Origin of the sequence: Ruminococcus sp., assembly GCF_017650195.1 — a bacterium.
In the GTDB taxonomy this organism is placed as follows: Bacteria; Bacillota; Clostridia; order Oscillospirales; family Ruminococcaceae; genus Ruminococcus.
The window spans coordinates 1-18,379 of the sequence record NZ_JAGCFH010000041.1; the positions used below are offsets into that span (position 1 = coordinate 1).

At 41.8% G+C, this 18,379-nt stretch carries 20 protein-coding genes; 7 read left to right on the plus strand and 13 right to left on the minus strand.

The window, feature by feature from the left end; all coding sequences use genetic code 11:
* Nucleotides 1-221: 221 nt before the first annotated feature.
* Complete coding sequence (locus J6U00_RS01775) at nt 222-998, minus strand: pseudouridine synthase (protein ID WP_296578032.1); 777 nt, start codon at nt 996-998, stop codon at nt 222-224.
* A 73-nt stretch (nt 999-1,071) separates the two neighbouring features.
* Between J6U00_RS01775 and J6U00_RS01780 the strand changes: the two genes are divergently transcribed.
* On the plus strand, nt 1,072-1,476 hold the full coding sequence (locus J6U00_RS01780; RefSeq protein ID WP_296578035.1) for a DUF4830 domain-containing protein: 405 nt from the start codon (nt 1,072-1,074) through the stop codon (nt 1,474-1,476).
* Nucleotide 1,477: 1 nt separating this feature from the next.
* Here J6U00_RS01780 and J6U00_RS01785 read toward each other — a convergent pair whose 3' ends face one another.
* The 3 genes from J6U00_RS01785 to J6U00_RS01795 are packed head-to-tail and all read right to left on the minus strand — an operon-like array spanning nt 1,478 to nt 3,144.
* Nucleotides 1,478-1,849: a DUF4870 domain-containing protein gene (locus J6U00_RS01785; RefSeq protein ID WP_296578039.1), complete on the minus strand. Its 372-nt coding sequence runs from the start codon at nt 1,847-1,849 to the stop codon at nt 1,478-1,480.
* 3 nt (nt 1,850-1,852) lie between these two features.
* On the minus strand, nt 1,853-2,344 hold the full coding sequence (gene nrdR, locus J6U00_RS01790) for a transcriptional regulator NrdR (protein ID WP_296578041.1): 492 nt from the start codon (nt 2,342-2,344) through the stop codon (nt 1,853-1,855).
* Complete coding sequence (locus J6U00_RS01795) at nt 2,344-3,144, minus strand: sugar phosphate isomerase/epimerase (RefSeq protein ID WP_296578044.1); 801 nt, start codon at nt 3,142-3,144, stop codon at nt 2,344-2,346. The genes nrdR and J6U00_RS01795 overlap by 1 nt, the downstream gene beginning before the upstream one ends.
* A gap of 282 nt (nt 3,145-3,426) precedes the next feature.
* Here J6U00_RS01795 and J6U00_RS01800 point away from each other — a divergent pair, with 282 nt between their 5' ends.
* Nucleotides 3,427-4,041, plus strand: coding sequence for a manganese efflux pump (locus J6U00_RS01800; RefSeq protein ID WP_296578046.1), 615 nt, complete (start codon nt 3,427-3,429; stop codon nt 4,039-4,041).
* 1 nt (nt 4,042) lies between these two features.
* On the opposite strand, the gene J6U00_RS01805 is transcribed toward J6U00_RS01800, so the two are convergent.
* The 9 genes from J6U00_RS01805 to dnaA all read right to left on the minus strand — a co-directional run bounded on the left by J6U00_RS01805 (nt 4,043) and on the right by dnaA (nt 14,733).
* Nucleotides 4,043-4,777 carry a metallophosphoesterase gene (locus tag J6U00_RS01805; RefSeq protein WP_296578048.1) on the minus strand — a complete coding sequence of 245 codons (735 nt, stop codon included), beginning with the start codon at nt 4,775-4,777 and terminating at the stop codon, nt 4,043-4,045.
* 97 nt (nt 4,778-4,874) lie between these two features.
* The gene (gene gyrA / locus J6U00_RS01810; protein WP_296578050.1) at nt 4,875-7,505 is read right to left on the minus strand and encodes a DNA gyrase subunit A; all 2,631 of its coding nucleotides are present in this window, start codon (nt 7,503-7,505) and stop codon (nt 4,875-4,877) included.
* Between the two features lie 38 nt (nt 7,506-7,543).
* Nucleotides 7,544-8,128, minus strand: coding sequence for a YcxB family protein (locus tag J6U00_RS01815; protein ID WP_296578052.1), 585 nt, complete (start codon nt 8,126-8,128; stop codon nt 7,544-7,546).
* Nucleotides 8,129-8,131: 3 nt separating this feature from the next.
* Nucleotides 8,132-10,063: a DNA topoisomerase (ATP-hydrolyzing) subunit B gene (gene gyrB / locus J6U00_RS01820; protein WP_296578055.1), complete on the minus strand. Its 1,932-nt coding sequence runs from the start codon at nt 10,061-10,063 to the stop codon at nt 8,132-8,134.
* 98 nt (nt 10,064-10,161) lie between these two features.
* Complete coding sequence (gene remB / locus J6U00_RS01825; RefSeq protein ID WP_296578057.1) at nt 10,162-10,422, minus strand: extracellular matrix regulator RemB; 261 nt, start codon at nt 10,420-10,422, stop codon at nt 10,162-10,164.
* Nucleotides 10,400-11,548: a DNA replication and repair protein RecF gene (gene recF, locus J6U00_RS01830; protein ID WP_296578059.1), complete on the minus strand. Its 1,149-nt coding sequence runs from the start codon at nt 11,546-11,548 to the stop codon at nt 10,400-10,402. The genes remB and recF overlap by 23 nt, the downstream gene beginning before the upstream one ends.
* Nucleotides 11,545-11,754, minus strand: a complete 210-nt coding sequence (locus J6U00_RS01835) for an RNA-binding S4 domain-containing protein (RefSeq protein WP_296578061.1) — start codon at nt 11,752-11,754, stop codon at nt 11,545-11,547. Before J6U00_RS01835 ends, recF begins: the two co-directional genes overlap by 4 nt.
* 46 nt (nt 11,755-11,800) lie before the next feature.
* On the minus strand, nt 11,801-12,904 hold the full coding sequence (dnaN, locus tag J6U00_RS01840; protein WP_296578062.1) for a DNA polymerase III subunit beta: 1,104 nt from the start codon (nt 12,902-12,904) through the stop codon (nt 11,801-11,803).
* Between the two features lie 458 nt (nt 12,905-13,362).
* A complete protein-coding gene (gene dnaA / locus J6U00_RS01845) occupies nt 13,363-14,733 on the minus strand; it encodes a chromosomal replication initiator protein DnaA (protein WP_295079270.1) in 1,371 nt (456 codons plus the stop codon).
* A gap of 535 nt (nt 14,734-15,268) precedes the next feature.
* Between dnaA and rpmH the strand changes: the two genes are divergently transcribed.
* The 5 genes from rpmH to jag all read left to right on the plus strand — a co-directional run.
* A complete protein-coding gene (gene rpmH, locus J6U00_RS01850) occupies nt 15,269-15,403 on the plus strand; it encodes a 50S ribosomal protein L34 (RefSeq protein WP_009986162.1) in 135 nt (44 codons plus the stop codon).
* Nucleotides 15,404-15,469: 66 nt separating this feature from the next.
* Nucleotides 15,470-15,838 (plus strand): ribonuclease P protein component, encoded by a 369-nt coding sequence (gene rnpA / locus J6U00_RS01855; RefSeq protein ID WP_296578065.1) that lies wholly within the window; start codon nt 15,470-15,472, stop codon nt 15,836-15,838.
* Nucleotides 15,835-16,113 (plus strand): membrane protein insertion efficiency factor YidD, encoded by a 279-nt coding sequence (yidD, locus tag J6U00_RS01860; protein WP_296578068.1) that lies wholly within the window; start codon nt 15,835-15,837, stop codon nt 16,111-16,113. Before rnpA ends, yidD begins: the two co-directional genes overlap by 4 nt.
* Nucleotides 16,114-16,130: 17 nt before the next feature.
* Complete coding sequence (locus J6U00_RS01865) at nt 16,131-17,279, plus strand: YidC/Oxa1 family membrane protein insertase (protein WP_296578071.1); 1,149 nt, start codon at nt 16,131-16,133, stop codon at nt 17,277-17,279.
* Between the two features lie 21 nt (nt 17,280-17,300).
* A partial coding sequence (jag, locus tag J6U00_RS01870; RefSeq protein WP_296578075.1) for an RNA-binding cell elongation regulator Jag/EloR occupies nt 17,301-18,379 on the plus strand: 1,079 nt, incomplete at its 3' end.

Genomic DNA, 18,379 nt, shown 5'->3' on the forward strand with positions numbered 1-18,379 from the left:
CGAGAACGATGAACTCCTTATCTATTATCTCTAAGTTAACATCCGATACGGCTACTACTCCGCAAGGATACTTCTTATAGATGTTTTTAAGTACTAAGCCTGCCATGTTTAATCCATTCCTCCAGTAAATAATTTAATGCCGATATATTTTTTTCCAGTATCAGCTATGATAATATCATAACACATTCTTCATAATTTTGCAAGTTGCTAAACCGCCAAAATTACATAAAGTTGTTTATTAGAAATGCCGAATAAAAAGCCGAATATTTGGCAAAAAAGAGGTCGAAATCACACTGTTTAAACATATCATTCGGCAATATCTCCATACTCTCTCCAATTCCCAGTTTTTCGGGCAAAACTAGCGATCCAACCGAAATTCGCATAAGAAGCTCAACATGATTTCCCACGGCTGCGAACATTCTTTTAACTTGATGATATTTCCCTTCATAAAGTTCAACAAATGCGAGTTTATCGCTGTTTTCCGATTGTCTGACCCTCGCGGGCAAACAAGCATCACCGTCAGCCAATAATAAACCTTCTGCAAATTTGTTAATATAATTATTTTCAAATTTTCTGCCAAGTTGCACAATATAGGTCTTTGGGATATGATGCTTGGGGGAAAGCATTCTGTGCGCAAGTTCTCCATCGTCTGTAAGCAACAGTGCGCCGATACTGTCTTTGTCAAGCCTTCCGGCAGGAAACAGTCCTTTTTTTCGCATTTCCGGCGGTATCAGCTTCAGAACAGTCTCTCCATCCTTATCGTCAGTTGAGCATACATACCCCTGAGGCTTATTGAGGAGTATATAGCTGTACCTCTGAGCTCTTACTTCCTGACCACCTACATTCACGGAAACCGAGTCTGGGTTTATCTTCACGTCCGGGCGCTTTATGGTGATACCATCAACGGTTATACTTCCTCGTGAGGCGAGCTCCTTTATCTGACTGCGTGAATATTCTGTTCTTTCAGAGATGAATTTATCAAGTCTGATCTGTGCCATTGTTTTTCCTCCGGAATATTCCGTATCATGACCGGAATAAGATATAGTATTATTACTCAAGGAGATGTAAAGTATGAAAAATATCCTGGCAGCAACATTATTCGCTGCCTTATTGTCTCTTGCATCCTGCGGTAGAAGGGACGCTTCTCCCCCTACTGTGAAAGCCGGGGACGTCTCCGCACGCATCGGATATTTTGCCTCTCACGGCTGGGAGGCAGAAGAGATATCAGAAAGAGCCGTGACTATCCCTACGGTATTCTCCGAAGCTTACGAGAGATACGCTGTCATGCAAGACAGACAAGGACTCCCTCTACGGAGCTTTGCAGGCAGAGACGCACAGCTCTTTGTATACGAGATCAAAAACTACAGCCCTGAAAACAAAAGAATGCTTGCAGAGCTGCTGGTATGTGATGATACTGCCGCTGCCTCCGCTATATACAGCGAGGACGGCACAAGTATATTAATGCCTGTGAGCTGAATCAGAACACGTTGAGCTTATCTCCCACGAACGGGAACCTGTAAGCCTTGTCTTTTACTGCACCGTAGATATAGCTTACCCATATTGCTATTAGAGCAAGCCATATAACTATCTTCAGTATCACACCGAGGACGGGGATAGCTCCTAATATCTTGCCAACGACTGCGCACACACAGAATATAATGAACCATGTGAGAGCTTGATTTGAATGAAATTTGCAATAAGCCGAATCCTTGTCGTTTATGAATGGCAAAAAGAAGAGACAGGGCATAATGTAAGCAAACTTTACAAAGAGCTTATTTTTTTCCGGCTCATTGGGATTAAAAGAATTCTGTGCATTGATATCATTAAAAGCCTCAAGAAAATTTTCCATTTTTCATTCCTCCGTTTTATTAATTGCAGAAGTGTCTTCCACATTATTATCTTTTCTGTCAAATTCACTTATAGCAGCAACGAAGCTGTCTATATCCGTAAAGTCCTTGTATACAGAGGCGAATCTGATATACGATATAGGGTCTATATCTCTCAGCCTGTCAAGCACCAGCTCTCCTATTTCTGTGGACTTTGCAATGGTCCTGAGGGCGTTTGCGTAGTAATTCTCCACATAATTTGCTATTTCAGTGACCTTTTCAGCCGAAACAGGTCTCTTTTTTATTGCCGAGACTATGCCGTTTATAAGTTTTGTCTTGTCGAAGAGTTGAACGCTACCGTCTCTTTTTTCCACCATGAGGATAGGCGTTTCAACCGCCTCGTAAGTAGTGAATCTTTCTCCGCATCTCACACATTCGCGGCGTCGTTTTGTCTTATCGTCAACAGGACGAGAATCTATTACCTTTAAATCTTCAAATCCGCAGTATGGACATTTCATTATCTGTGCTCCCTGCCATAAGGCTCAGTCATGCGTGTAAGTTTATTATAACTTGATATAAGGTCACTTATGCCGTTGAAGCCGCTTCTGTAAAGCTCAAGAACGACACTGCATTCCGGGTTATAGCCTCCGAGCTTTTCAAAAAACTGCTTAAAGTTGAATCTACCCCTGCCAATGAGAAGGCAGTCTCCCATTTCTCCCGAATCGCTTATATGTACGTGGGCTATCTTATTGCCCACAGCATCGAGAAAGCTTAACGGGCTCTCGTTGGAGCGTAGCGCCTGCTTTGTATCGAGTACAAATGCGAACTCGCTGCCGAGCATATTCTTTATTTCCTTTATGAACGCGGAAGAGCCGCTCTTGCAGCGTGAAACGTTCTCAACTGCCACAGTCACTCCAAATTCCTTTCCCAGTCTGTAAAGCTGTGAATAGCGCTCGCAGTATAGTTCAGCGTTGCAGAGTGAGGATGGCTTGCCACCGTGGAAAATGAATATATCAGCTCCCACGATATTCATAAAGCGAAAGTACAGCTTGTAGTATTCAAGCATATCGTTTATCCTGCGCTCGTACTCCGAAAAGAACATCTGCGGTTCTATCTCGCATGTGAATGGATGTACCGAGGGGCACTTCACATCGTATCTTTTCATCAGATTCGCCATGCCGTGAGCGAAGCTTTTTTTCAGCTCGGAATGAGTATTTATAAAGAGCTCCACGCAGGAAACACCGTTGAGCGCAAGATCGTAGAGGGCTTCCTCAATAGGCTTAGGGTACAGGCAAGCTGTAGAAACACCTGCTATCAATAATACTCCTCCTCGCGCTTTAACAATATATTTTTATTATAATAGGATTTATCTCGAATGTCAATAAAAAATCAAAATTTAGCAAAGCTAAATTTTGATTTCAGTTATTAGATATTAGTGCTTAGTAAAACTGTAATAGCAGAGTTACGCTTCCCGCTATTACGCGTTTATTTTATCGGACAGATATTATACGCCCCTACAATTGTCTAACGGTTAATGGCAAAAATATGATTTATGTCAAGAAATCACTGTAATGAATATTATAATGCGGAGGTGTTTATTTTGCTCAGAGAATTCTTTATTGCTTTCATTATAAGCATAGACATATATCTTGCATCAGCAGCCTGTTGTAACAGCGGTATCAGGATACCCCTGAGCTCCGCTTTTATTATTGACATTTTCTCAACAGTCGTTATGTTTGTTTCACTCAGTCTTTCTGACTTAATATCAGTCTTTATTACGTCTGGCACATGCCACAGGATAGGTACTGCCGTACTTATTACCCTTGGTGGTGTGAATATCACAAAAAGCATAGTCAGGAACTTCATCAGGCGCATATCCGACAGTGGCGGCTTTTCTATGAAAATGGGCAGAACTTCAATATTCGTAAAGCTTTATCTAGACGATACTGCCGCAGATTTGGACAGCTCAAAGATACTATCCGCAGGCGAAGCCGCCATACTTGCCATTGCCGGCTCTCTTGATGCGGCAGCGTCCGGACTCGGCTGCGGCTGCACCGACATATCTGCTCCAGTAGCATCCGTATTTACATTTATATGCGGAGCCGCGGCGCTTATGCTCGGTTCCTTCACAGGCAGAAAAATATCCTCCCTGCGCCATGATCTCTCATGGGCGGGAGGACTGCTTCTTATACTATTTGCCGTATTCTCGGCTTAGTTCATATCTCGTATATCACAATTTCTGGAGGGTTGAAAAGTCTCAGCTTTCCAAGACCTGCCGATACCAGCAGCTTTTTGTCGCCGAAGTCGTATACTCCTTTGGCATATTTCGGGAAAAATCTTCTCTCGGGAGAAAGCAGTGCCTTTCCGAAAAATCTTACGGATCCCCCGTGAACATGACCGCTTAAAGTATATTTAGCGCCCCATTTCGCATATTCCTCTCCAAAGAATGGGTTATGCGCCAGAAGAAGAACTTCTCCATCTGGACATTTTCCAAGGAGCTTCTCAATGTCGCTCTCTTTCAGAACCTCCAGCTTTCTGTAGCCTCCGTTCTTCTTGTATACGCCATAATCTTCAAGAAGCCCATATATTTTCAGGGTCCTGTCATTTACGGTCAGTTCCGCACAGCCGTTTTTCAGCAGTATCTCCTGATTCCTTGAAAGCATTTTCTTGAATGCCCGAAGGTTTTCTCTGTAGATGCTCTGCTCATGGTTTCCATATATCATATACACGGGAGCTAATTCATGCAACCCCTTGAGCAAAGCCTCAGCTGGCGAAAAATCAGTCTCGCTCCTTGAAACAAGGTCTCCGCTGATTATTATGATATCGGGCTTTTCTGCCTTTACTCTTTCTACAATCCTTTCATTGTTCATGCCGAACCTTCTTTTATGCAGGTCGGAAACATGGGCTATCCTTATGCCGCTTCCAAGCTTTTCACGCCTTACTGTCAGCATGAATAAATTTTCATAGATAAAGTAAAGTACTAAGAGTATTAAAATAATTACAGCAATATATAACATTGTCTTTTACCTTACAAAGCTAAAATATAAATTATTCCTCATTATCCTCGTCGTCAGGTTCTTCTTCTATAACTACCTCATTCTGCTCCTCAAGGGCAGCCTCCTCCTCGGCAGCCTTTATCTGCTCGTCGGTAAGCTGCTCTACCTTTTCAGTCTCGGCATTGTCATCGTGCTCTGCACGGGTGAAGGCAACTACATTTGCACCCTCGTTCACTCTCATGACACGAACGCCCTTTGCGATACGTCCCATTATGCGAATATCGCTTGCAAGTATCCTTATGATTATACCATCGCTGGATACGAGGATAATATCGTCCTCTTCATCGACTATCTTTATACCGCAGACGTGTCCGCGAACATCGTCCACCTTGTAATTTGTGAGACCGTAGCCACCACGATTTTGTATGCGGTAGCTGTCAAGGTCTGTCTTCTTGCCGTAGCCGTTTTCGGTAACGGTCAGGAGTGAAGCTCCCTCACGTACTCTTGCCATACTTACAACATAGTCTCCTTCACGAAGCTTTATAGCTCTTACGCCGTGAGCCGAACGTGAAAGTGCTCTTATCTTATTTTCTTCAAGACGAATAGCCATACCGTTCCTCGTTGCAACAAAGAGCTGAGCGTTGCCGTCCGTCATGCGGACGCCTTCTATCTCGTCGCCCTCGTCAAGACCTATAGCGATAAGACCGTTCTTACGGACGTTCTTGTACAATGAGAGGTTAGTCCTCTTTATTTTACCGTTCTTTGTGACCATAGTGATGAACTTGTCATCGCCGAAATCAGTGGTCTTTATCATTGCTGCTATCTTCTCATTTTCGGTGAGAGGCAGAAGATTTATGAGATTGAAGCCTCTTGAAGCCTTTGAGCCATCTGGAACTTCATAGCATTTCAGTTTGTACATGATACCCTTATTTGATATGAACAGAATATTGTCGTGAGAGCCGCATATAAACATTTCCTCCACGAAGTCCTCTTCACGCTGTTTCATACCTGTGATACCACGTCCGCCGCGGTGCTGTGTCTTGTACTCTGTAAGCGGCATACGTTTGATGTATCCGTTATTCGTAAGAGTTACAACGCAGTCCTCCTCGGGGATAAGATCCTCTATATCCACCTCGCCGCTAACGTTTTCGATATCGGTGCGGCGCTTGTCACTGAACTTTTTGCGGATAGTGTTGAGATCCTCAAGTATTATAGCGTAAACTCTGTTTACATCTGCAAGTATATCCTCATAATCGGATATCTTTGTGAGAAGTCCATAGAGTTCGTCTGTTATCTTCTGTCTTTCCAAACCTGTCAGCTGTCCGAGACGCATCTGAACTATAGCCTCAGCCTGTTCCTGTGAAAGTCCTGTCTGAGCCTCGATATGGAGTCCTGTCAGATCATACTGAGCACGGTCAAGGAGAGCTGACATATCAACGTCCTTGAATCGCTCTATCATGCGCTCCTTTGCTTCTTGCACAGTAGCGCTGGAACGTATAATGTTTATTACCTCGTCGATATGGTCTGCCGCAAGCACGAAACCCTGTAAAATATGAGCCCTTTCAAGAGCCTTGCGAAGATCGAATCTTGTTCTTCTCTGTATTACATCAACTTGGAAGTCAAGGTAATGCTGGAGCATCTGCTTAAGTGTGAGTATCTTTGGTTCGTTGTTTACAAGAGCCAGCATTATGATACCTACAGTGTCCTGAAGCTGTGTCAGGGCAAAGAGCTTGTTGAGGACTATGTTTGGAACAGCATCCTTTTTCAGCTCGATAACTACTCTCATGCCGTCCTTGTCAGACTCGTCACGGAGATCGTAAAGTCCCTCTATGCGCTTGTCTCTTGCAAGCTGGTTTATGCTCTTGAGAAGTCTCTCCTTGCGGAGCATATAAGGTATTTCATCAATGATGATGCAATTTCTGCCCTTTATCTCTTCAAAGTGTGTACGGCTACGGAGGGTTATCTTACCCTTTCCGGTCGCATAAGCTGCACGTATACCGGCTCTGCCCATGATTATACCACCTGTTGGAAAATCAGGTCCCTGAATGTGTTCCATGAGCTGTTCGAGAGTGCAGTCTGGGTCATCTATGAGAAGCTGCAATGCGTCTATTACCTCTCCGAGATTATGGGGAGGTATATTAGTTGCCATACCTACAGCGATACCCACAGAACCGTTTACAAGCAGGTTCGGGAATCTTGAAGGAAGCACGGCAGGCTCTTTGAGACGGTCATCATAGTTTGATACGAAATCAACGGTCTCCTTGTTGATATCAGTAAGCATATCAAGAGTGAGCTTTGACATTTTAGCTTCTGTATAACGGTAAGCCGCAGGTCCATCTCCATCAATTGATCCAAAGTTTCCGTGACCGTCAACAAGAGGATATCTCATAGAGAAATCCTGTGCAAGTCTTACTAGTGCGTCATATACCGAAGCGTCACCGTGCGGATGATAACGTCCCAGCACAGCACCGACTGTATCGGCGCATTTACGGTATGGCTTCTCCGGAGTAAGACCGTTTTCATGAAGAGTATATAATATTCTTCTGTGTACCGGCTTAAGACCATCTCTTACATCTGGAAGCGCTCTGGAAACTATTACCGACATGGCATAATTCAGCATGGAATTTTCCATTTCATCGACAAGTTCGGTATTTATTACCTTTGAATTGTCTGTGTAAAGCATTTTTTCCTCCTGAGAGAATTTATTTTAATCCGTGATCGTCACTTTTTTATATCTCTGACTGTTTTCAGATCCTCCTCTGAAAAGCCCTCCTTTGGGAGTATATACAGCATTTCCTTGCCTGGCATGAGCAGGAAAAATCGGTCATATTCAATAAGATGAAAGCTACTGTTTATATCAAGTCTCGTCTTTTCAGGAAGGGGGTCTTCACCCAGAATGTCCTCCTCTTCATCCCCTGAAAGATCACTCAAATCGTCAGAGACAGTGGATATATCCACGAATTTATCCGCTATGCCTATTTTGTAGACAGGCTCTCCGAGAGCCCTTACAGATTCCGTATAATTACGCCTTCTTTTGCGAGGATTGTACCATTCTCGCATTGCAAGAGCACAGGCTATCATAAAAGCAAGATATGTGAAGTATTTCTTATTATCTGCAGCGTTATTCAAAACAGCAGCTCCAAAAATGAAAATAATGACCGCTATTGCCGCGAATAATATCATAAATATACGGCTTTTTGGATATACAAATTTTTTCTGATATTCAAGGTAAGCCTCGCTGAAAAGCTTTGCAGGCACCTTGTATTCCTTTTCGAGCTTGTAGTTTTCTTCCATGTTTTCAACCATTGTTTATATATCGAGATCCTGTGCGAATTTAGCGTTTTTCTCAATGAAAAGACGTCTAGGCTCTACCTTATCGCCCATGAGTATGCTGAATGTTTCGTCAGCCTTAAGGGCGTCTTCCATACCTATCTTTACGATAGTGCGGTGCTCAGGATCCATAGTGGTCTCCCACAACTGTTCAGGGTCCATTTCACCAAGACCTTTGTAACGCTGTACTTCAACGTCCTTGTACTTTCCGTCCTCGGAAAGCTCTGCTATATATTTATCCCTTTCCTCGTCGGAGAAGGCATAGTATATCTTCTTCTTGCGCTCAACTCTGAACAGAGGAGGCTGAGCTATATATACGTTTCCGTTGGTTATAAGAGGTCTCATATAACGGAAGAAGAATGTCAGGAGAAGCGTCCTAATGTGCATACCATCAACATCGGCATCAGCCATGATGATTACCTTGCCGTAGCGGAGTTTTTCTATGTCGAAATCTTCTCCGATACCGGTTCCGAGAGCAGTAACAACAGGCTCCAATTTGTCATTGCCGTATATCTTGTCTATACGTGCCTTTTCAACGTTTAGCATCTTGCCCCAGAGAGCAAGTATAGCCTGGTAGCGTCTGTCTCGTCCCTGCTTTGCAGAGCCGCCCGCAGAATCTCCCTCGACGATGTATATTTCTGTGTAACGGTTGTCGCGTTCAGAACAATCCGCAAGCTTTTCCGGCATTGAAGCATTTCCGAAAGCGTTCTTTTTACGTTCTGCCTCTCTTGCACGCTTCGCAGCTTCACGGGCTTTGAGAGCTGAAAGGCTCTTTTCGAAGATAAGGTTTGCGGTTTCAGGATTTTCTTCCAGGAAGTTCATGAGTTTTTCCTGAACCATTTTCTCGATAAAAGGGCGTACTTCAGGATTACCGAGACGTCCCTTCGTCTGACCTTCAAACTCGCACTCCGTCAGCTTTACGGAGATTATAGCTGTAAGTCCCTCGCGGACGTCCTCACCTTTGAGCTTATCCTTAGCATCCTTTATCTTGCCCATTTTCATTCCATAGTCATTTATGACCTTAGTTAGGGCGTTCTTGAAGCCGGTCTCGTGAGAGCCGCCATCCTTTGTATGAATATTATTTGCAAACGAGAGTATTATCTCGTTAAAGCCGTCATTGTACTGGAGAGCAATCTCAGCGAAGGAATCACCTTGAGTTCCTGAAATATAAATAACATCGCCACTTATGGATTCAAGCTCTCTTGTCTTGTGTATATGCTCAACAAACTGACGAATACCGCCCTCGTAGTGAAGTGTCTCACCATTAATCTCGTCTTTGTTACGCTTATCCGAAAATATTATCTTTATTCCTGCATTGAGAAAAGCCTGCTCACGAAGCCTTCTTAAAAGTACCTCATAGCTGTATTCTGTAGTTTCAAATATCTCTCCGTCAGCCTTGAACATAACGGAGGTTCCTGTCTCTTTGGTATCACCGATAACCTTTAGTTCTTCGTCGTAGTGACCGCGCTTGAATTTCTGGAAGTAAACGTGCTCGCCGTCCTTTACAGTTAGCTCTAGCCACTCAGACAGAGCATTTACAACTGATGCTCCTACTCCGTGAAGACCGCCCGATACCTTATATCCGCCGCCACCGAATTTACCACCTGCGTGAAGTATGGTATAAACGACAGTAGCCGCTGAGATTCCCTCCTTAGGATGGATACCTACGGGTATGCCTCGTCCATTGTCGGAAACACGGATAACGTCGCCTTCGAGTATCTCAACAGTTATCTCGGTACAGTAACCTGCAAGAGCCTCATCTATGGAGTTGTCCACTATCTCGTAAACGAGGTGGTGAAGTCCTCCGGGACCTGTCGAACCGATGTACATACCAGGCCTTTTGCGGACTGCTTCCAGTCCTTCAAGGACTTGTATGTCGTTTTCATCGTAGTTGTTGTTCTGCTGACTCATGATTTACCTCCAATAATTTTGGTTGTATATGTCATTTACCCAGTCTGTGGGATTATTGTCGATATAGGAAAAAAATTTCAAGGAATTTCTTTCCATTATCAGAAACCGCCGCCATCTTTGAGGCGTTTCCGCAGAGTTGCTGCTGAAAGCTGAGAGATATATACTTTCTCCCTGCCATTTTTCATGATTATTATAAAGCTTTTCGGCATTTCATATGTTGTATATATGCAGTGATGTTCCTTTTCAGCTCTTTCAAAGAGCTTCTTTGTACACTTTTCAACAGTTGTGTTCTCAATGTCGAAAACTCCAACCACATCTCTTGTATCAACTGAATAATTATTCCCTATGTGCAGATACATCATCTTCCTCCTTAACAGCCCTTCCATCGCTTATATGCAGGACCTTTCCCTTTATTTCTGGAAGAAGTGCATTTTCATTCGGAGTTGTTATAAATACCTGCATATCCTTTATTATATCAAATACGAATCTCTGACGGTTTTCATCAAGCTCTCCCATAACATCGTCAAGAAATATTACAGGAGCATCCTTTGACCTTTGCATATATATCTCTGCTTGTGCCAGCTTCATAACAAGAGCTGCACTTTTTATCTGTCCCTGAGAGCCGTAATCTTTGGCACTGACAGCATTTATCTTTATGAGTATCTCATCACGGTTAACACCTGCATGAGTGCTTCCAGTCCTGATATCGTAATCTGCGGCTTCCGAAAGCTTTCTGTAGTACTGCTCATAAGCCTCCTCGCCGCAGGAATTTTCAAAATCGTTCGGCTTGAAGACATTTGACCTGTATTCTAACTCAAGTTCCTCTGTTCCTCCCGAAATAGTGCGGTAAAGTCTGCCACATATCTCGTTGAACTTTTGTATATACTCATGGCGCATATATGATATCACTGCGCCTTCCTTTGAAGCCTGCCTGTCCCATATCTCAAGTATGCTTCTATCGGTGCTTCCCTGCATTATACCTTTGAGGAGAGCGTTTCTCTGATTCATTATAGCATTATTCTTATTCAGGTGCATTACAAATACAGGATTCAACTGAGAGGCTGCCATATCTATAAAATTCCGCCTTTTTTCCGGAGAGCCTTTTATTATATCCACATCGTCCGGTATGAAAGCTATACACTTAAAAACATCAAAAAGAGCTCTGGTGCCTTTCTGTTTAACATCATTAAGGCTAATATTCTTTGGAATTGACGCACTTTTCGTCATTTCAAAGGATATTTTCTGTTCCCTTATACTGTCAAGAAGCTTTATTTTTGAGACCATACGGTCTCCCTCAAGGCAGATATAATCCTTTTCCTTAGAACCACGGAAACTCTTACAGCCGGAAAGTATCCACATTGCTTCAAGAAGGTTAGTTTTTCCCTGTGCATTTGCTCCAACGATAATATTATATTTCGGATCAGGTACAAAAGATATGTCTTTCAAGTTCTTGAAGCCGTCTATGTCCGCGCAGGTAATTATCACTCTACGATTACCTCATGTCCGCCGAGCTCCACCTTGTCTCCAGACCTTATCTTCTTTCCTCTCATGGTACATACTTCACCGTTCACTAGGACATCTCCGTTCTGTATGAGTTGCTTTGCCTCTCCACCTGAGCCTACAAGGGAAGCAAATTTCAGTAGGGCGTCCAATTTTATAAATTCTGTAGTGATCTTTATCTTATCAGCCATAATGACCAGCCTTTCGGTATCACTTTTTCTTTATCTGAACTATCCGTCAGTTTTTAAGCTGTATAGGCATTACAAGGAATATAAAGCTTTCTCCCTCTAAAGGAAGTATCTCTATTACTTTCATTGCTCCGTTGAAGCGTACACGAATCTTGTCTCCTTCTGCGGCTCTGAGAGCTTCGAGAATCAGTTTATTGTTAAAGCCAATAGTAACAGTTTCACCTGAAATATCGGCAGAGATAACATCGTTTATCTTTCCTATACCTGTTTTGCAGCTTATTTTAATAACGCCATTTCCTACCTCACAACGTATAGGTGATTTGTTCTTATCGTCGATGAGCAACGAGCAACGCTCAAGACAGGTTGCAAAATCTCTCTTGCTGATTATTACCTCTGTCTTGCATCCACTTGGTATGCTCAGCTTATAGTTATGGAAAACTCCCTCAAGGAGTCTTGATATAACAAATACATTTCCAATTTCAAAAATAATGTGACGGTCATTCGTACAAACTGTGCAGAACTTATCATCGTCATCTTTGATAAGAGTTGATACTTCAAGAAGAGCTTTTTTTGGCACTACAAAGTGATACTTTTCATTGCAGTCCGTCATCTCGTTCCTGATTGCAAGTCTGAAACCGTCAATTGCTACCATATTGAAGCTGCCGTCCTCAATATCGAAAAGCTCGCCTGTAAGGACAGGCTTGCTTTCATTTAGTGAAGCAGCATAACTCGTCATATTAATCATTGATTTGAGCACGCTCTGCTTTACATAGAAGCTCCTTGCGGAATCCACCTTCGGAAGTTCTGGATACTCGCTTGCAGACATTGCAGGAAAACTACATTCTGTTGTGCTGCTCGAAATACTGATAACAAGATTATCGTCTATAGTAAATGCTATCTCGTCATCTGACATACGTCTTGTGAATTCATTGAAAAGTCTTGTGCTTACGACAAATTCTCCTTCACCGTCAGTATTAGCCTTTATGGAAGTACGTATACCCATTTCAAGATTATATGCTGTAAGCTCAACGCTTCCATCTGATATGCGCACCTTTATTCCTTCAAGAGCAGGTATTGTGGATTTCTGTGATACCGCTCTGGAGACATTTCCTATTGCCTCACTGATCTCTGTTTTATTGCAAATGAATTTCATTGTATATGCCTCCATGAAGCTTAGCTCATGATAAGCTAAGATAAGAATAATTATATTGTTGTTGTTATTGTGTCGGTGGAAAAGTTGGAATGGTCTTTATTTGAAGATATAAGCCGCAAAGCTCGTCCACACAGCACTGTTGTGAAATTTTTGAAATTTTGGAATATATAAAAGCCTGTCTTTTTTTTTGTTTAAACGGTTTATTTATGTTGAGTTGAAATGGAAAAATAGTTGAAAAAAAAGTGGAAACAAATAAATTGTAATATTTTTTATATTTTATTTCACAACTCTGTTAAGTGTTGAAAATTATCTGTGTTGAAATAATATCACAGTTTTTCAGAATGTGTGAAATGGTATGACTAATGAATATGAAATATCAGATTGGCCTTACCAAACACAGTTTTAAACATTGTGTTGAAAACTGTGTTAAATGAGCAGTTTTCAACATTTTAAACAGTTCAGACTTTGCTCTTGTCTTTGATATTCTTGATGATATCATTAACGAGATTTTTGAGGTTATTATCTTTTTCCATAGACTCTGTAACACTTGTTACGGAGTAAACTATAGTTGAATGATCTCTTCCTCCGAACTCCGTACCTATTGAAGCAAGAGGCATTTGAGTTATTTCACGAACAACATATATAGCTACCTTACGGGCTGTTGATATCTGTGCTGAACGTTTGCTGGATCTGAGATCGTCGGGAGATACTCCATATACTGTTGATACCTCTGAGATTATCTTTTCCACTGTTATCGGGATAGGCTGCTCGTCTGTTAGCACGTCACGGATAACACTCTGAGCCATAGATATTGTTATAGGGCTGCCAGCAAAGTGATTGAGAGCCTTTAGGCGTACAACAGCACCTTCAAGCTGACGTATATTTGATTTAAGGCGATTAGCCATGAATTCAGCTACCTCGCTTGGCATTTTTAGCTCTAAAAGTTCAGATTTTCTGTTTATGATTGCAAGTCTCGTCTCATAGTCAGGAGCTGAGATATCAGCTATAAGACCACCTTCAAAACGTGTACGGAGACGCTCTTCAAGGGTGAGCAGCTCCTTAGGCGGCTTATCAGATGTAATAACTATCTGTTTGCCTTCCTGATGCAGCTTGTAGAAGGTGTGAAAGAATTCTTCCTGCATACGTTCTCTTCCAGAGAAGAACTGGATATCGTCTATGAGGAGTATATCAGCGTTTCTGTACTTATCGTGGAAATCAGATATTGAGCTCTTGTTAAGAGCACTTACCAGATCGCTTCCAAAGGTCTCGCTGGTAACGTAAACGATATTGAAATCGGGATGATTCTTTCTTACCTCGTTTGCGATAGCTGTTATTAAATGGGTTTTACCCATTCCGGAAGGACCGTAAATAAAAAGAGGATTATAGTCTGGAACAGCCTTTGAACCGCAATTCTTTGCTACGGATTTGCTGCACGCAAGGGCAAATTCGTTTGAACGTCCCTCGATGAATGTATCGAAGGTATAGTCATAATTTGCAAACTTGTATGACTGCTCGAATTCAGCGTGCTTCTGCTCGAGTTCTGCGTCGGTGGGTACCTTTATTTTTTCTGGCTCGTCAGATTCAACATTGATGACGATATTTACATTGAGCCCGAGGACGTTGAAGAAAGCGTCTTTGAGTATGTCGTTATATGTAGTCATGACGATATTCTTCTGAAAATCTGTCTGAACGCTGAAAATAGCCTCAGAACCGTTGAAAGTAACCGGAACGAGCGGATCGATCCATGTTTTTATACCTATTTCAGGTATTTTTCCGTTTTCAAGGCAGTAGCCCTTCACTGTCTCGAAAACCTCGTCGAATGAATTCATAGAAACCTCCGAATGAATGTAAGTTTTATTGGAGAAAAAATCCATACTCTCCTATTTAATATATAAGAACATTATATCATAAACGGCTATGAAATGCAAGCTAATTTCACTGTCAAGTATTTAAAAAATGAATGGTTTTTTAACACGTAAATTGACATATTGTTGAAAACTATGTTGAATAATAAAAAAATATTCTTTTAGAACACAATTTTAAGCCTTTGGAAAAGTTGAATCATTATTGTGAAATCATATTGAAAGATTCATATAGCACAGAAATGATATTTTTTTGCGTAAAATAAAAAATCAGACAATATGTTGAAATTTCAAGTCTTAAAGTTTAAGAGATATTGGTAAAAAAACTGAAAATACAGAAGGCGGTAAAAAAATTTCTCGAATAGCTTGACATAGCGACATTTTTAATATATAATGATTTAGTGTAATGCAGGGAGAAGTGTCTCTGCACGCAAATCAAGCTACTCAGAGCTGTTGATTTGAACGGCTCTTTATATGATCCGAAGAGAGGAGGACACTGAATATGAAAAGAACATATCAGCCTAAGAAGCTCCACAGAAAGAAGGAGCACGGCTTCATGAAGAGAATGGCTACCAAGAATGGCAGGAAGGTTTTAGCTCGTAGAAGATCTAAGGGCAGAGCAAGATTAACTCACTGACGAGGCTGACCACAAAATCTTAATTTTGTGGTCTTTTTTGTTAGGACACTGTATGCAGGTGCAAATATGCTTTATACGGAAATATTGAACGATAATAAGGACTTCCTTACCCTCTATAAAAAAGGTAAGTATGCCGCTTCAAAATATTCGGTTATATATGTCAGACCGAATGGCAAGCCTTTCAATCGCCTCGGCATAACCGCAGGAAAAAAAATAGGCAATGCTGTATGCCGCAACAGAGCAAAAAGACTGATCCGTCTCGCTTACCGTAATTCGGAGGTAGATATGCCTGTAGGAATGGATATAGTCATAGTGGCAAGAGCAGCTATATGTGGCATAAAGTCAGACGAGTACTGCGGCTACATGGATAAGTATGGAGTAAAGGACATAAATAAAATGTTCAGAAGCTTTGACGTCAGGAATAAACATGTATGAAATATATTGTTCTGGGGTTGATAAGAGTTTATCAGAAATTCATTTCTCCTCTTTTTCCGCCTAAATGCAAATATTACCCGACCTGTAGCACATATGCTCTCAATGCTGTAAAGCGCTTCGGTGCTGTAAGAGGTTCTGCTCTTGCCGTGTGGAGAATACTCCGCTGCAACCCATGGTCAATGGGCGGTATAGATCATGTTCCTGAAAAATTTACTTTTAGAGTAAAAAAGTATGACTTCACCGACCCCGATTACGGTGAAGAAAAGAACGAATGATTTAAGAGGGATGAATATTGAATTATATTTCTACGTTAATAGGTGTGCCGCTTGGCTACCTTATGAGAATTATCTATTCGCTGTGCAATAATTATGCAGTTGCGATAATAATCTTTACTTTGTTTACGAAGATACTGCTATTTCCTGTCAGCTATAAGACACAGAAAGATGCAGCAAGAAGAAATCTTCTCAATCCTAAGATACAGAAGCTTAAAAAAAGCTTTGCAAATAACCAGGAGAGATTCCAGGAGGAACAGCAGAAGTTGTTTCAGGAGGAAGGCATAAATACTTTTTCCTCATGTCTTCCTATGTTTATACAGATGTTTATCCTCTTCGGAGTTATCGAGGTTATATACAAGCCTATAACTCATATACTTAACATATCAAAGTATGTTATACAGGACGCTGTTTCAATAGCTAGCCAAGATATATCTGAGCTTGCAAAGAACGGAGTAAAAAATATGAGATGTGAGCTCCTTACTATGGAGCACCTGAGTAATAACGGTGACAAGTATACTTCGCTCAGTGAGAACTTTTTTACAAAGGTTTCGGAGTTTAATGAGAAATTCACACTTTTTGGTGCAAATCTCGGAAAAACTCCTTCGCTACACCCTGAAGCGTGGACAAAAGAAGCTGTTATACTCTTCGCTATTCCATTTCTTGCAGGTCTTTCACAGCTTCTTATATCCGTTTACACTCAGATGTATCAGAAAAAGCAGAATCCAGTAGATGTTCCTGGCGGCGGTTGCCTCAACGTAATGATGTTCGGTATGCCGTTGATCTCAATAATATTCGCATTTCAGGTACCCGCAGGTATAGGCTTTTACTGGATATGCCAGTCAGTATTTTCATTCATTATAACCTTTGCGCTTAACTGCTACTTAACTCCCGAGCGTGTAAAGGTGATAAACGAAAAGGAAAAAGAAAAGGCAAAAATCTATGCAGAAAAACATCCGAATAAGAAGTCATTTATGCAGAAGATGATGGAGCAGCAGTCTGCTCTCAACGATCAGAAAAACAACTCTGCTTCTTCTTCAGGAAAGAACAGTGGTCTTTCACGTTCTGAACAAAATAAGCAGAACCGCGAAAAGCTCAAGGAAGCAAGAAAGCGTATGGCTGAAAAGTATGGCGATTCTTATGAAGATGATAATGATGAAGAGGACTGAGTCCTCAGGGAGGTATAAAGTATGACTGAAATTTTCACAGCAAGATCCGTTGAAGAAGCTAAGGAACTCGCAGCAAAGAAGTTCGGAAAAAAGATCAGTGAGATCAAGTTTGAGATCCTTGACGAAGGCAAGAAGGGTCTTTTCGGACTCGGATCAAAAGAAGCAAAAGTAAAGGCAACATTAGCCGACGTTACTCCTGTACAGGCTGCGGCTCAAAAGGTTGCAGCAGAAGCTCCCAAGACAGCAACAGCTGTAACAACGACCCCTGCTGAACCACAGGCTGCTGAGCCATTAACTGTTACCGTTACTGAAAAGCCTATTGTAACAACAGAAACAAAGGTCGATGAGAAAGAAGCTGAGAAGAAGACTGCCGAGATGGAAGTTGCTCCAGAAGAAATGGAAGAGGAAGCTTTCTCTCTCGATAATTTTACCCTTATCGAGGACGAGTCTCTTATCAATCCAAAGGTAAAGCTTGCAAAGGATTATATCACAAGTATACTCAGAGCTATGGACGTTGACGTAGATTTCAAGGTATATCAGAATGAAACAGGAGCTGTTATCAATATCGAGAGCGATAACAATGGTACTATCATAGGCAGACGTGGCGAGACCCTCGATGCTATACAGTACCTTTGCTCTATTATTGCTAACAAAGGTGATAAGGACTACTATAGGATCACAATCGATTGTCTCGGCTACAGGAGTAAGAGAAAGGATACTCTAGAGCAGCTTGCTGCAAAGGTTGCAAAGTCCGTTCTCAGAACAGGTCGTTCACAGCCTCTTGAGCCAATGAATCCTTATGAGAGAAGAGTTATCCACTCTGCTATATCAAATATCGAAGGAGTTTCTTCACGCTCAGTTGGCGAAGAGCCATACAGAAAGATAATCATTTCTTCAAATAATCCGAGAAGCGGTGGCAGACGTGACAATCGTCGCGGAAACGGCGGAAGACGCGATAACAGACGCGGAAACGGTGGCAATAAGAACCGAGAGAGAGAGGTAAATATGGAGCGTAGAAGTGTGAACCTCTCAACAAGCTTTGAGAAAGATTACAAGAGACCAAAGCCTGAGGACGAGATACAGGGTGGTCTTTATGGAAA

What these genes read in the sequence shown, in the direction of transcription:
- J6U00_RS01775 (WP_296578032.1), bottom strand. Translation starts at nt 998, where the DNA reads ATGGCACAGATCAGACTTGATAAATTCATCTCTGAAAGAACAGAATAT.
- J6U00_RS01780 (WP_296578035.1), top strand. Translation starts at nt 1,072, where the DNA reads ATGAAAAATATCCTGGCAGCAACATTATTCGCTGCCTTATTGTCTCTT.
- J6U00_RS01785 (WP_296578039.1), bottom strand. Translation starts at nt 1,849, where the DNA reads ATGGAAAATTTTCTTGAGGCTTTTAATGATATCAATGCACAGAATTCT.
- nrdR (WP_296578041.1), bottom strand. Translation starts at nt 2,344, where the DNA reads ATGAAATGTCCATACTGCGGATTTGAAGATTTAAAGGTAATAGATTCT.
- J6U00_RS01805 (WP_296578048.1), bottom strand. Translation starts at nt 4,777, where the DNA reads ATGCTGACAGTAAGGCGTGAAAAGCTTGGAAGCGGCATAAGGATAGCC.
- gyrA (WP_296578050.1), bottom strand. Translation starts at nt 7,505, where the DNA reads ATGCTTTACACAGACAATTCAAAGGTAATAAATACCGAACTTGTCGAT.
- J6U00_RS01815 (WP_296578052.1), bottom strand. Translation starts at nt 8,128, where the DNA reads ATGGTTGAAAACATGGAAGAAAACTACAAGCTCGAAAAGGAATACAAG.
- gyrB (WP_296578055.1), bottom strand. Translation starts at nt 10,063, where the DNA reads ATGAGTCAGCAGAACAACAACTACGATGAAAACGACATACAAGTCCTT.
- remB (WP_296578057.1), bottom strand. Translation starts at nt 10,422, where the DNA reads ATGTATCTGCACATAGGGAATAATTATTCAGTTGATACAAGAGATGTG.
- J6U00_RS01835 (WP_296578061.1), bottom strand. Translation starts at nt 11,754, where the DNA reads ATGGCTGATAAGATAAAGATCACTACAGAATTTATAAAATTGGACGCC.
- dnaN (WP_296578062.1), bottom strand. Translation starts at nt 12,904, where the DNA reads ATGAAATTCATTTGCAATAAAACAGAGATCAGTGAGGCAATAGGAAAT.
- dnaA (WP_295079270.1), bottom strand. Translation starts at nt 14,733, where the DNA reads ATGAATTCATTCGACGAGGTTTTCGAGACAGTGAAGGGCTACTGCCTT.
- rpmH (WP_009986162.1), top strand. Translation starts at nt 15,269, where the DNA reads ATGAAAAGAACATATCAGCCTAAGAAGCTCCACAGAAAGAAGGAGCAC.
- rnpA (WP_296578065.1), top strand. Translation starts at nt 15,470, where the DNA reads ATGCTTTATACGGAAATATTGAACGATAATAAGGACTTCCTTACCCTC.
- yidD (WP_296578068.1), top strand. Translation starts at nt 15,835, where the DNA reads ATGAAATATATTGTTCTGGGGTTGATAAGAGTTTATCAGAAATTCATT.